Raw genomic sequence first — 13,011 nt, 5'->3', positions numbered from 1 at the left:
GACCCCCGGGACCGCCTCGCGAAGCGGCAGTGGGAATCGCCGTCGGCGCCTTCGTCGCGGCCTGCTCCTGCCGACTTTCGGGCCCGACGGCCTCTTCCTGCTGGGCGCACTGCTGAACCTGGCGGCCTTCGCCGTGCTGATCAGCGAACGGCTGCGGCCCGCCGAGAGCGGGGCGGAATCACCCCGGGAGGGTCACAGTGCGCAGGTGGCAACTGGCCGATAGCTGCTCGTCGTTCGTCCGGCATTCGGGCGGCAGTTGACGAGATGCGAGATGTACTGCTGAATTGGTCGCATGAATGCCGGTCAGCGTCTGGTCACTCGTGACCACATCGACTTCGGTCGAGTGTGGTCCGCCTCGTGTTGCGCCTGAAGCGGCAGTGGGCTGTCTGATCGGCCCTTCCCTCCCTCGGTCACCCCGTCGTGGGCCGAGTTCCTCTCCTCGTAGCACCGTCGCACGCCTGCGCTGACACGCGCTGAACCGTCGTGGGCCGCGGTGCTCCGAGACCGGACACGCGCTGCCGCCGCCCTGCCTCGCCGAGGTCTGCCGCCCCGGTGTCGTCGCCTTCGCCCGCCTCCGTACCCGATGCGCGTTGCCCCCTGGGCCGCGGGGTGCTCCGCCGTGCCGACCTGCCGCCTCGCTCGTGTCGGACGCGGCGCCGAAGACTTGAGGAAAGGCCACCCCTCATGCCAGTGCAGATCCTGCCCGCCCACCGCACGAACGTCTCGTACCCGACCTTCGCCGCGCAGACGTTCGCCACGCTCGACCCGAGGACACAAGCCCTCGCGGTGGTGGGCGTATGACTTCAGCACCTCAACCACCGCCTCCAGCAGTGGACTTGCACGTCGTTCACGTCCCGGTCTCCGACCCGCGTGTCAGTCCCCTCCTGCGTGAACTCGGCCACGAGTACGCGACCCGCTACGGCAAGAACGCCCAGGCCGAGATCGCCCGTTACCCCGACGAGGAGTTCACCTCACCGTATGGAGGACTGCTTCTCCTGCTGCTGGAGCACGGCGAGGCCGTCGCGGGCGGCGCCTTCCGCCGCTACGACGCCCACACGGCTGAACTGAAGCGGATCTGGACGCACTCCGCCCACCGGCGGCGCGGTCTGGCCCGACGCGTCGTCGCCGAGCTGGAACGCGAGGCGAGCACGCGCGGCTACCGGCGGATCTGCCTGACCACCGGGCCGCGACAGCCCGAGGCCCGCGGCCTGTACCTGGCCACCGGCTACATCCCGCTGTTCGACACGGAGGCGGACCCGGAGACCATCGGCCCGCTGCCCTTCGAGAAGCGCCTGCCCGCCGAACCGCTTGCCGCACACGGGGGAAAGGCAGCCGACCAGTGAACCGCCGAGCGATCAGGACCCGTCTGCGCGTCGCCGCCGGCATCGCCCTGCCGCCCGTACTGGCGCTGACCGCCTGCGGCGCCGACGACACCGGCGGTGCCATGGGAGGCCGCAGCCGGCTCGCCATGGGAAGCCGCAGCCGGCGTACGCGGCCGCAGCGCGCGGTCCGCACCGACTCCCCGCCCCGCCCACGCGCCAGAAGGGTCCGTCATGGCCACCGTCCTCTCCGTCTCCGGAAGCCCTTCGCCCACCTCTCGCACCGCCCGTCTGCTGCGCTGCCTGGACAGGCGGCTCACGGCCCAGGGACACGAGGTGATTCCGCTGGACGTCCGCACGCTCCCCGCCGAGGCCCTGCTCCGCGCCGACTTCGAGCACCCGGCGATCGTCGAGGCCACCGCGCTCTTCGACCACGCCGACGGAGTCGTGATCGGCACTCCCGTCTACAAGGCCGCCTACTCCGGGCTGCTCAAGTCGCTGCTCGACCTCCTGCCGCAGTACGGACTGGCCGGCAAGACCGTCCTGCCGCTGGCGACCGGCGGAACCACGGCGCACGTCCTGGCGATCGACTACGCACTGCGCCCGGTGCTCAGTTCCATGGGCGCTGCGCACATCGTCCAGGGCTGGTTCACGCTCGACAAGGACATCGCGGTGGGCGACGACGGCACGCTGACCGTCGCGCCGGGCCCGGCCGAGGCCCTCGCGCAGGTCGTCGACCAGTTCTCCGCGGCCCTCTGGGGCCGTCCGGCCCTGCTGGCGGCCGCCGGATGAACCCGGTCGTGACCGCCGACGACGACGAGCGAAAGGCGTGAGCTGCCGTGAGCCTCACCTTCCACTGGTTTCTGCCCACCAACGGCGACAGCCGTCATGTCGTCGGCGGCGGCCACGGCGCCCCGAACTCCGCTTCGGGACAGGACCGGCCGCCCACCGTGGCCTACCTGAGCCAGATCGCCCGCGCCGCGGAGGACCTCGGCTTCACCGGCGCCCTGACCCCGACCGGCGCCTGGTGCGAGGACGCCTGGCTGACCACCGCCATGGTCAGCCAGAACACCGAGCGGCTGAAGTTCCTGGTGGCCTTCCGGCCCGGCTTCGTCTCGCCGACGCTGGCCGCGCAGATGGCGTCCACCTTCCAACGGCAGACCGGCGGCCGGCTGCTGCTCAACGTGGTCACGGGAGGCGAGTCGCACGAGCAGCGCGCCTACGGTGACTTCCTCGACAAGGACGCACGGTACCGCCGTACCGGCGAGTTCCTGCATGTCGTACGGGAGTTGTGGAAGGGCGGGACCGTCGACCTGGACGGCGAGCACCTGCGGGTCGAGGACGCCAGGCTCGCACGGCGCCCCGACCCCGTCCCCGACGTCTACTTCGGCGGCTCCTCGCCCCTCGCCGGCGAGGTCGCGGCGCGCTACGCCGACGTGTATCTCACCTGGGGGGAGCCGCCCGCACAAGTCGCCGAGAAGGTCGCCTGGATCAGGGGGCTGGCCGCCGAGCAGGACCGTGCCCTCCGCTTCGGAATCCGGCTGCACGTCATCACCCGCGACACCTCCGCGCAGGCGTGGGCCGAGGCGCACCGACTCCTGGACGGCTTCGACCCGGAGACGGTGCGGTCGGTGCAGGCCGGACTCGCCCGCAGCGAGTCCGAGGGCCAGCGGCGCATGCTCGCCCTGCACGGCGGCGGCCGCGAGGCCCTGGAGATCCACCCCAACCTGTGGGCCGGCATCGGCCTGGTGCGCGGTGGCGCGGGCACGGCGCTGGTCGGCAGCCACGCCGAGGTGACCGAGCGGATCAAGGAGTACCACGACCTGGGCATCGAGGAGTTCGTCCTCTCCGGCTACCCGCATCTGGAGGAGGCGTACTGGTTCGGGGAGGGCGTCCTGCCGAGACTTCAGGCGCAGGGCCTGTGGCGACGTCCCCATGCCTGACAGAGAGACGCTCGTCGGCGGCGCCCACAGGCGCGCCGTCCCCGCTGCGTACACGTACGCGTCGACGGCACCGCGCGCTCCTCGCCCCCCCCGGGCACCGCCCACCGCACTCCTTCGCCCCGGCCCTCGTGTTCAGGCCGGGGAGACCTCGCCGCGCGCACCCGCCGCCGAACCCTCCCCGCGAGGGCCGGTACCGACCGATGAACAGCCGCCCAGGAAGGCACCTTTCTCGTGTCCGCACCTTCTCCGCTTCACCTTGCCGTCGCGCTCGACGGCACGGGCTGGCACCCGGCCGCTTGGCGTGAACCGGGCGCCCGGCCCCACGGCCTGCTCACCGCCGTTTACTGGGCCGATCTCGTGACCGAGGCCGAACGCGGCCTGCTCGACTTCGTCACCTTCGAGGACGCGCTCGGGCTCCAGTCCTCGCACCCCACGGCGCCGGACGGACGCACCGACCAGGTACGCGGCCGGCTGGACGCCGTACTCATCGCCGCCCGGGTCGCACCGCTGACCCGGCACATCGGGCTGATGCCGACCGTGGTCGCCACCCACACCGAGCCGTTCCACACATCTAAGGCGATCGCCACCCTGGACTACGTCAGCGCCGGTCGCGCGGGCCTGCGGGTGCAGGTGACGGCTCGTCAGAACGAGGCGGCGCACTTCGGCCGCCGCACCGTCCCGCTCTTCGGCGCCGAGGACCAAGACATACCGGCAGACGCGGTGTTGAACAGCGCGCTCTTCGAAGAGGCCGCCGACTACGTCGAGGCGGTGCGCCGCCTGTGGGACAGTTGGGAGGACGACGCGGAGATCCGCGACGTCGCCACCGGCCGCTTCATCGACCGCGACAAGCTGCACTACGTCGACTTCGAAGGCCGGTACTTCAGCGTCAAGGGGCCCTCGATCACCCCCCGGCCCCCGCAGGGTCAGCCCGTCGTCAGCGCGCTCGCGCAGCACCAGGGTGTCCCGCGTCGATTGGCAGGCCAGTCCGCCGACATCGGCTACGTCACCCCGCACGACACCGACCAGGCGCGGGCGGCCGTCGCCGAGATCCGCGCCGCCCAGGCGGCGGCGGGACGGGCCGAGGCGCCGCTCCACGTCTTCGGAGACCTGGTCGTGTTCCTCGACGACGAACCCAAGCGGGCGAAGGACCGCAAGGCCCGTCTGGACGACCTCGCGGGATACGCCTACACCAGCGACGCCGAGGTGTTCACGGGGACGCCCGGACAACTGGCGGACCTGCTGCTGGAACGGCGCCGAGCCGGCCTGAGCGGCTTCCGGCTGCGCCCCGGAGCGATCGGGCACGACCTGGAGCGGATCACTCGCGGCCTGGTGCCCGAACTGCAACGCCGAGGCGCCTTCCGGCGCGCCTACGCGGCGGACACCCTGCGCGGGCTCCTCGGACTTCCCCGCCCCGTCAACCGCTACGCGGCCGTCTGAGTCTCAGGAGTCCCACGACCATGAGCAAGCCGATCACGCGCCGTCCCCTCAAGCAGATCCATCTCGCCGCTCACTTCCCCGGGGTCAACAACACCACGGTGTGGAGCGACCCTCGTTCGGGCAGCCACATCGAGTTCAGCTCGTTCGCGCACTTCGCGCGGACCGCCGAACGCGCCAAGTTCGACTTCCTGTTCCTCGCCGAGGGACTGAGGCTGCGTGAACAGGGCGGCCGTATCTACGACTTGGACGTGGTGGGACGGCCCGACACCTTCACCGTCCTGTCCGCGCTGGCCGCCGTCACCGACCGGCTCGGCCTGGCCGGCACCATCAACTCCACCTTCAACGAACCCTACGAAGTGGCCCGTCAGTTCGCCAGCCTGGACCACCTCTCCGGCGGACGCGCGGCCTGGAACGTCGTCACCTCCTGGGACGCCTTCACCGGCGAGAACTTCCGCCGCGGCGGCTTCCTCCCCGAGGAACAGCGCTACTCCAGGGCTGAGGAGTTCCTCGCCACCGCCACCGAACTGTTCGACTCCTGGCGCGGCGAGGACATCGTCGCCGACCGCGCCTCCGGCCTCTTCCTCGAAAACGCCCAAGCCGGCGCCTTCGTCCACCGAGGAGAGCACTTCGACGTCGCCGGCCAGTTCAACGTCCCGCGCAGTCCCCAGGGCCGTCCCGTGATCTTCCAGGCCGGCGACTCCGACGAGGGCCGCGAGTTCGCCGCGTCGAGCGCCGACGCCATCTTCAGCCGGCACAGCACCTTGGAGGCGGGACGGGACTTCTATGCGGACGTCAAGGGACGCCTGGCCCGCCACGGCCGAACCCGCGACCAGCTCCTGATCCTGCCCGCGGCGACCTTCGTCCTGGGCGACACGGACGCCGAGGCGCACGAGCGGGCTCGCGAGGTGCGACGCCAGCAGGTCAGCGGTCAGACCGCCATCGCCTACCTGGAGCACGTCTGGAACCGGGACCTGTCCGGCTACGACCCGGACGGCCCGCTCCCCGACGTCGACCCGGACCCCGGCGAGAACACCATCGCCCGCGGCCGGGCCAGCGTCCGCATGTTCCGCGATCCGCTCGCCGTCGCCAGGCAGTGGCGTGAACGCGCGGCGGCCGAGAACCTGTCGATCCGCGAACTGGTCATCGAGACCACCGGCCGCCAGTCGTTCGTCGGCTCCCCGGCCACCGTCGCCAAGACCGTCAACGCCCTCGTCCAGGCGGACGCCTCCGACGGCTTCATCCTGGTCCCGCACCTCACCCCGGACGGTCTGGACGAGTTCGCCGACACCGTCGTCCCGCTGCTCCAGGAACGCGGCGTGTTCCGCCACGACTACACCGGCGTCACGCTCCGCGACCACCTCGGCCTCGCGCACCCCGACCACGCCCGCGCTGAGCAGGAGGAGAACCGGCGGGCAGCGTCGTGAAGTCGCCGGCCCTGACCACCCTCATCGTGCACGCCTCGACCCCGGTGACCGGCGTGCGCAAGTCCGCCTACAGGCGCTTCCGAGAGGCGGAACGGGAGTTCGCCCCCGCGTGCGCGTGCGCGTGCGCGTCCGTGCCCGCCTCAGCGTCCCTGCCCGCTGCTCCCTGACTGCTGACTGCTGACCCCTGACCGCTAGGAGCATCCGATCATGGCTGGCATCCCCCTCGGGGTTCTCGACCTCGTCCCGGTCCCGTCCGGGTCCACCGCCGCCGAGGCCCTGCGCGACACCGTCGACCTCGCCCAGCAGACCGAGCGGTTCGGCTACGCCCGCTACTGGTTCGCCGAGCACCACCTCAACCCAGGCGTGGCCGGAACCTCTCCCGCCGTCGTGCTCGCCCTGACCGCCTCCGCGACGTCGACGATCAGGATCGGCTCCGGGGCCGTACAACTCGGTCACCGTACCGCCCTGCCCACCGTCGAGGAGTTCGGGCTGATCGACGCCCTGCACCCCGGGCGTCTCGACCTGGGGCTGGGCCGTTCGGGAGGCCGTCCCAGCGGACGGACGGCAGGGCCCCGGCCGACTGCTGCTCCCGTAGTCGACGGGCGCACACCGAACGGTCTGAAGATCCCACCAAGGTTCTCTCCCGAGCATCTGATCGCTTCGCCGCGATTCCGGCTCCAGCAGCAGTTGCTGCACCAGCCCGGCGCCGTACCGCAGGACTATGGCGAGCAGGTCGACGACATACTCGCGCTCCTGCGCGGCGACTACCGCTCGCCGGACGGCGTCGAGGCGCACGCCGTACCAGGCGAGGGCGCCGATGTGCAGGTGTGGATACTCGGCAGCAGCGGCGGCGAGAGCGCCGGCGTCGCGGGCCGCAACGGCCTGCGTTTCACCGCCAACTACCACGTCAGCCCCGCCACCGTGCTGGAGGCCGCCGAGGGCTACCGCGCCGCGTTCCAGCCGTCCGATCATCTCGACGAGCCCTACGTCAGCGTCTCCGCCGACGTGGTCGTCGCCGAGAACGACGCGACCGCCCGCGAACTGGCCGCTGGCTACGGCCTGTGGGTCCGCAGCATCCGGACCGCTGAGGGCGCCATTCCCTTCCCGACACCGGAGCAGGCCCGCACCCACGCCTGGACCGAGGCGGACCGGGCGCTGGTGGCCGACCGCGTCGACACCCAGTTCGTCGGCTCTCCGGGCCGGGTCGCCGACCAGCTCGAACGACTCCAGGAAGCCACCGGGGCGGACGAGCTGATCATCACCACGATCACCCACGACCACGCCGACCGAGTGCGCTCCTACCGACTCCTGGCCGAAGAATGGCAACGCCGATGAACTAGCCCCGCGAGCCAGGCCGTCCAGTGTCGTGGCCGTGCCCGCAAGTCTGGGCATCGCTCTCTGGGAGCACGTCGGGAGCACGTCGGGAGCGACCGGCACGGCTCCGCATCCGGACGGCGCACCGCGAGCGCCGGCGTCTGCATCGGACGTGGACGCGTACGCTCGGTCAGACATCGCCGAAGGGCTCGACCGGAGAACAGGAGACGCGATGGAATGGCAGCAGTTCGCCCAGCAGATGGCCGCCATGGCACGTAACCTGCTGGCGCAGCCGTCGGTCGACGCCACCTTGAAACAGATCACGAACTCCGCCGCCGACCTGGTCGAGGGATGCGACGCCTCCGGCATCCTCCTCCTGGACGGCTCGCAGGCGCAGACACTGGCGCCGACCGGCGATCTGGTGGTCCAGTGCGATCAACTCCAGGCACGTCTGTGCGAGGGGCCGTGCTTCGACGCGGCACGCCGCTCGGACGAGGAGAGGGTGTTCCGGATCTCCGACTTCACTCAGGACGAGCCACGCTGGCCGCGTTACGCACCGGCCGCGCGCCGTCTCGGAGTAGGCAGCATGATGGGCTTCCTGCTGTACACCGAAGACGAGGACTTCGGTGCGCTCAACTTCTACTCACACGAACCCGGCGCGTTCACCGACGTCAGCGAAGCCGCTGGCTGGCTGCTCGCCTCCCATGCCGCCGTCGCCCTGTCCAGCGCCCGCACCCACGCGCAGATGGAACAGGCCGTGGCCACCCGCCACCAGATCGGCGAAGCCATGGGCATCCTCATGGCCGGCCACCACCTGACCGAAGACCAGGCCTTCAGCGTGCTGCGCCGCTTCTCCCAGGAGAACAACGTCAAGCTGCGCGAGGTGGCCCGCCAGGTATGCGAACAGGGCGACCTGACCTGACCTGGTGAGATCCCCACGGTCCGGTGGTGGCGCTGGTGAAGCGGGCCGCCGCCGACCTGGAGAAGCGGGGTGCGACCGTCGTCCCGATCTCCGATCCGGACCGGACGCTGCTGGGCGACAGCTCCGTCATCACCGACGAGTCCCGGCGCGACGTCGACGACTTCCTGCGCCGGCAGGGCCCCGGCGTGCCGGTCCGGTCGTTCGCCGCGTTGTACGCCAGCGGCTCCTACAGCACGTACGCCAAGGAGTCCTACGACCGCGAGATCAAGGTCGACCCCGCGACGCTGCCGACGGATCCGGCCTACCGCAAGGCGCTGGCTCACCGGGCCGCCCTGCGGTCGTGGCCCGCGGACGTGGAGTTCCTCGGGCGCCCGTTCGCGGAGGCGTCCATCATCGGCGTCGCGAGCGCGTACGAGGCGGCGACCCACCGGCGTCACGCGCCGCCGCTGCCGTCCATCGGCTGAGCGCGATACGCGCGGTGGCCCACCCGGCCCGGGGATCGGTCCGGCCCGGGGCCTGCGAGGTACTGGGAGACCGCATCAGACAGGCTCAGCACCGGCCCCCGTCAGCGAACACCGCACTCTCCCAGAGGAGTTGAACGCTGCCAGCCTCGGCAGCGGTGTCGCACGCGCCCATCCCACCTGGCGAAGAGGCCAGTTGAGGACCGGGCACGACGGACACGCCTGTAGCGCCATCCCGCCAGGCCACGCCCTTGCCAGACGAGGGCAACATGATTTGCCGTGATTGACAACACGCTTCCCGTGCTGGATTAATGAGAGCTGCCACGCGTTTGCCGGAATTGACAACTTCGGGCACGGCTCCAGAGCACGAGGAAGGAAGCGCATGGAGAGCGCAAGTCCCCCCAGGATCCTGATCGTGGGCCTTGACCGCTACGGCATGCGGGCATGCGTCCGCCTCGGCCTGGAGGTCACCGTCGTCTGCGGGGCGGCAGTCTGGGACCAAGGCCACATCGCGATACCGGACGAGGTCACGGTGATCCGCGTCGACGACCACAGCAGCGCCGAGGCCGTCCTCATGGCGCTCGCCCGCGCCGGGCTTACCTCCGAGTCCTTCGACGCCGTGTACACCACCGCCGAGGACTCCCTGGTGATGGTCGGTCTGCTGGCCGCCCACCTCGGCCTGCCGGCCGTACCGCCCGACGTCGCCGTGCGCTTCCGCGACAAGTCGGTGCAGAAGCGGGAGATCAGGGCGGCCGGCGTGGCCACGGCCGGCGCCGTGGTCGTCGACGACGTCCACGACGTCGCCGGGATCACCGAACTCGCCTCCGCCAAAGCCGTGCTGAAGCCGGTCGCGGGTGCGGCCACCGAGCGGACGACCGTCGTCTCCTCCATGGCGGAGCTGCGCGCCCGCAGCGAGGAGTACCGGCGCCAGGGCACCGCGCAGCGCACCTTCATCCTGGAGGAGTTCGTCCGGGGCGAGGAATGGATCGCCGACGGCGTGCTGTACGAAGGCGAGCTGCTGTTCTGCGCCCTCGGCCGGTACGGGGACCCGTGCCTGACCGCGGTCGACAGCGGACGCCCGCTCAACTTCCGCCACTTCGACCCCGCCGACGAGAACTGGGCCTACGACCGCGCCCTTCCCGTGATCACGGCCTCGCTCGCCGCGCTGGGCCTGCGGGACGGGATGTTCCACATGGAGCTGTTCCACGACCCCGACACCGGTGCGCTCACCTTCGGCGAGTGCGCCGCGCGCCGGGGCGGCGCACTCGTCCAGGAGGTCGTGCACGCCAAGTTCAACGTCGACCTCGCCGCGTGCGCCATCCAGGTCGCGCTCGGACGGCGTCCCGAAGTCGACGTCAAGATCCGCCCGGGAGCCATCGGCGGCGCGTACCTGACCGCCGGTCCGGGGCTGCTGCTCGACTGCCCTTCGGCGGACCAGGTCATGGCGCGGCCGGGGGTCGAATTCGTCCGGATCGAGCGGCCCGTCGGCGGCCGCACTCCGGCCGTCGCCGGCACGGACCACCGGATCGGCCAGTTCATGGTGGCGGCGGACACCGCCGAGGAGCTTCAGCAGCGGTTCGCCAAGGTCTGGGACTGGTTCGGCCCGCAGGTGAAGATCGTCCCGGACGGCCTCACCCCACGCGAACTGCGCGCGCTCCAGCCCGCCCTGCGCCCCGGCGTTCACTTCGGGGACGCGCTGTGGCGGTGACGACGACCGCGCCCGCGCCCGCCCGCGGCGGCCCGCGCAGGCTCCTCCCCACAGCGCCGGCGCAACGGATCCTGACCTTCGCCACCTTCGCCAACAGCTTCGGCGGCGGGATGTTCACCACCGCGAGCGCGCTCTACTTCACACGCGTCGTGGGGCTGCACGCCGGACAGGTCGCCACCGGCCTGTTCGGCGGGGCCATGATGGGCCTGGTCGCCGGGGTCCTGGTCGGACGGCTGGCGGACCGGTGGGGACCCAAGCGCGTCCACGTCACGGTCATGCTCTGCGGCGGTGCGGCGATCTCCTGCTTCACCGTGGTCGGTTCCTTCTGGTCCTTCTTCGCGGTCTCCCTGGTCTCGGGAATGATCATTCCCGCGGACGTGGCCAGCAAGGCGCCGCTCATCCGCGGGGTGACCGACGGGAATCCGACCGTGTTCATCGGCTACCTGCGGTCGGTGACCAACCTGGCCCTCGCGCTCGGCTCGGTCGCCGCCGGTTTCGCGATCCAGATCGACAGCCGGCTCGCGTACCTGGCCCTGGTGGTCTGCCGGGCCTTGGCCTACGTGAGCTGCGGACTCATCCTGCTGAGGCTGCCGAGGATCGCGGCCGCGGCCGCCGAGAAGGCGGAACGAGGCTGGACCGCACTGCGCGACCGCACCTACCTCAGCGCCACGTTCGCCAACGCGGTGCTGTCGCTGAACTACGCCGTGTCCGGGTTCCTGCTGCCGCTGTGGATCGTCGCGCACACGAGCGCGCCCCGGTGGGTGGTCTCGGCGGTCCTGGTGCTCAACATGGCCTTCGTGGTGCTGCTTCAGGTCAAGGCCAGCCGCGGGGTGAAGGACGTACGGACCGCGGGCCAGCGCATGGCCTGGGCCGGCGCGGCCTTCGCCGCCGGGCTCGTGCTCATGGCCCTGGCCGGCGGACCCTCCCGCTGGGCGGCGACGGGGCTGCTCCTGGGCGGCATGGCCGTCTTCGCCCTCGGCGAGCTCTGGTACGCGGCCGCCTCGACCGAGTACTGCTTCGGACTGGCGCCCGCCCGTCTACAGGGCCAGTACGCCGGGGTGTTCGGGCTGGGCAGCGGGGCGGTGGAGGCCGTCGCCCCGGCGGTGATGAGCCTGCTGCCGCTCGGTATGGGACTGCCCGGCTGGCTGCTGCTGGGCGCCCTCCTGCTGTTCGTCGGCCTGGGCAGTCGGCCGCTGGTGGCCTGGGCGGACAGGACCCGGCCGACGGCGCCGACCGGATAGCAGGACACGACGCGGCGGCGGAAGCGGACAGGGCGCCGGGCCGGAGAGTGCATCTCCGGCCCGGCGCCCGCGCGACCTGCCGCGTGCCACGCCTCTGCCCGCCGCCCGCCTGAGAGGGCTCGACGGCGACGGGGATGTCGGGGACGCGCCTCTGTCTTCGGCCAAAATGAGGTGGGCGGGTGGCGCGCCGGCTGTCGTGAGCGACGACGTGTCTGTTCTCGCGTCGGCTGGTGAGGGCGTGCGGCCGTCCACATGAGGTCGTGCGTCCGCGCCCATGCGGCGCCACTAAGGCAGCAGGGGAGGGCACGAGAAGGCAACGGGGGAGGGGCGTCAGAGGCGGTGGTGGTCAGCGATGGCCTCGGCCGCCGCGCGATGGCCGACCGCCGCCAGCACGGGGTTGGCGCCGCCGCGGTAGAAGCGCTCCGCCGTGAGCCCGAAGCGCAGGGCCCAGCCTCGCCCCCGGACCCATGTGGCCTCGTCCACGCCTGCCGCCTCGCGGAACGCGTCCCGGGTCTCGGCGGTCAGCAGCGTCCAGGCCGCCATCACATCGCACGCGGGGTCGCCGACGCCCACGAGCCCGAAGTCGATGACGGCCGTGAGCCGGCCCCGGCGGCCGAGGAGATTCCCCGGCAACAGGTCGCCGTGCAGCCATACGGGTGCGTCCCGCCACCGCGGCGCCCGTACGGCCGCCTCCCAGGCGGCGGTCGCGGCCTCCGCGTCGTGCGTGCCGTCGGCGCCCAAGTCCCGGATCGCGGCACGGACCTCGTCGTCGGCGGTGTCCACCGGACCGCCGCGGACCGAGCGCGGCGCCCCGGCGGCGCCGACGCGGCGGAGCGCCGCGAGGAAGCGCCCCAACCCGGCGGCGGCGTCGTGGAGTCCGCCTTCGGGGAGGGGCCGGTCGTACAGGTTCTCGCCGTCGAGCCAGCGGTACACCGACCAGGCGAACCCGTACCCCTCGCCCGGCGCCCCCAGCCCGAGCGGCACAGGCACGTCGAGCGGCAGGTGCGGGGCGAGGCGCGGCAGCCACCGCTGTTCGGCGCCGACCTGCCCCGCGGCGTCCGGCACACGGGGCAGGCGTACGACCATGTCCTCGCCCAGCCGGTACATGGCGTTGTCCGTGCCGGCCGAGCGCACCTTCCGCACGGGCAGCCCCGCCCACCGCGGGAACTGCGCCGCGACCAGCCGCTCGACGAGCGCCTCGTCGACGTCGGCCTCGTCGGCACGCGTCTTCACGCGAGACCT

General features: G+C 71.9%; 11 protein-coding genes. 10 read left to right on the top strand and 1 reads right to left on the bottom strand.

All coding sequences use genetic code 11. The annotated features are described in order from the left end of the window. The first annotated feature begins 797 nt into the window (after positions 1-797). From ABZ861_RS24345 to ABZ861_RS24300, 10 genes are all read left to right on the top strand, one after another. On the top strand, positions 798-1,343 hold the full coding sequence (locus ABZ861_RS24345) for a GNAT family N-acetyltransferase (protein ID WP_361633653.1): 546 nt from the start codon (positions 798-800) through the stop codon (positions 1,341-1,343). Between the two features lie 210 nt (positions 1,344-1,553). Beyond that, positions 1,554-2,111, top strand: a complete 558-nt coding sequence (gene ssuE, locus ABZ861_RS24340) for an NADPH-dependent FMN reductase (protein ID WP_361633651.1) — start codon at positions 1,554-1,556, stop codon at positions 2,109-2,111. Between the two features lie 47 nt (positions 2,112-2,158). Then, a complete protein-coding gene (locus ABZ861_RS24335) occupies positions 2,159-3,262 on the top strand; it encodes an LLM class flavin-dependent oxidoreductase (RefSeq protein WP_361633648.1) in 1,104 nt (367 codons plus the stop codon). A gap of 231 nt (positions 3,263-3,493) precedes the next feature. After that, positions 3,494-4,699 carry an LLM class flavin-dependent oxidoreductase gene (locus tag ABZ861_RS24330; protein ID WP_361633645.1) on the top strand — a complete coding sequence of 402 codons (1,206 nt, stop codon included), beginning with the start codon at positions 3,494-3,496 and terminating at the stop codon, positions 4,697-4,699. Positions 4,700-4,719: 20 nt separating this feature from the next. Then, on the top strand, positions 4,720-6,123 hold the full coding sequence (locus tag ABZ861_RS24325; RefSeq protein WP_361633643.1) for an NtaA/DmoA family FMN-dependent monooxygenase: 1,404 nt from the start codon (positions 4,720-4,722) through the stop codon (positions 6,121-6,123). Positions 6,124-6,330: 207 nt separating this feature from the next. Beyond that, entirely contained in the window at positions 6,331-7,458 is a 1,128-nt protein-coding gene (locus ABZ861_RS24320) for an LLM class flavin-dependent oxidoreductase (protein WP_361633640.1), read from the top strand. Between the two features lie 211 nt (positions 7,459-7,669). Next, positions 7,670-8,359 (top strand): GAF and ANTAR domain-containing protein, encoded by a 690-nt coding sequence (locus ABZ861_RS24315; protein ID WP_361633637.1) that lies wholly within the window; start codon positions 7,670-7,672, stop codon positions 8,357-8,359. Positions 8,360-8,385: 26 nt separating this feature from the next. Beyond that, positions 8,386-8,823, top strand: a complete 438-nt coding sequence (locus tag ABZ861_RS24310) for a hypothetical protein (protein WP_361633635.1) — start codon at positions 8,386-8,388, stop codon at positions 8,821-8,823. 379 nt (positions 8,824-9,202) lie between these two features. Then, positions 9,203-10,528 carry a hypothetical protein gene (locus ABZ861_RS24305; RefSeq protein ID WP_361633632.1) on the top strand — a complete coding sequence of 442 codons (1,326 nt, stop codon included), beginning with the start codon at positions 9,203-9,205 and terminating at the stop codon, positions 10,526-10,528. Further along, complete coding sequence (locus ABZ861_RS24300; protein ID WP_361633630.1) at positions 10,525-11,769, top strand: MFS transporter; 1,245 nt, start codon at positions 10,525-10,527, stop codon at positions 11,767-11,769. Before ABZ861_RS24305 ends, ABZ861_RS24300 begins: the two co-directional genes overlap by 4 nt. A gap of 330 nt (positions 11,770-12,099) precedes the next feature. Here the strand turns inward: ABZ861_RS24300 and ABZ861_RS24295 are convergent, their stop codons facing one another. Further along, on the bottom strand, positions 12,100-13,002 hold the full coding sequence (locus ABZ861_RS24295; protein ID WP_361633627.1) for an aminoglycoside phosphotransferase family protein: 903 nt from the start codon (positions 13,000-13,002) through the stop codon (positions 12,100-12,102). Positions 13,003-13,011: the final 9 nt, after the last annotated feature.

The sequence above is a fragment of the Streptomyces sp. NPDC046985 genome (assembly GCF_040644415.1).
Lineage (GTDB): Bacteria > Actinomycetota > Actinomycetes > Streptomycetales > Streptomycetaceae > Streptomyces.
Note: the sequence above shows the minus strand (reverse complement) of the source record. Positions and strands in the feature narration are given on the sequence as shown.

Coding starts and splice junctions, on each gene's coding strand:
- ABZ861_RS24345 (WP_361633653.1), top strand. CDS start 798: ATGACTTCAGCACCTCAACCACCGCCTCCAGCAGTGGACTTGCACGTC.
- ssuE (WP_361633651.1), top strand. CDS start 1,554: ATGGCCACCGTCCTCTCCGTCTCCGGAAGCCCTTCGCCCACCTCTCGC.
- ABZ861_RS24325 (WP_361633643.1), top strand. CDS start 4,720: ATGAGCAAGCCGATCACGCGCCGTCCCCTCAAGCAGATCCATCTCGCC.
- ABZ861_RS24320 (WP_361633640.1), top strand. CDS start 6,331: ATGGCTGGCATCCCCCTCGGGGTTCTCGACCTCGTCCCGGTCCCGTCC.
- ABZ861_RS24315 (WP_361633637.1), top strand. CDS start 7,670: ATGGAATGGCAGCAGTTCGCCCAGCAGATGGCCGCCATGGCACGTAAC.
- ABZ861_RS24305 (WP_361633632.1), top strand. CDS start 9,203: ATGGAGAGCGCAAGTCCCCCCAGGATCCTGATCGTGGGCCTTGACCGC.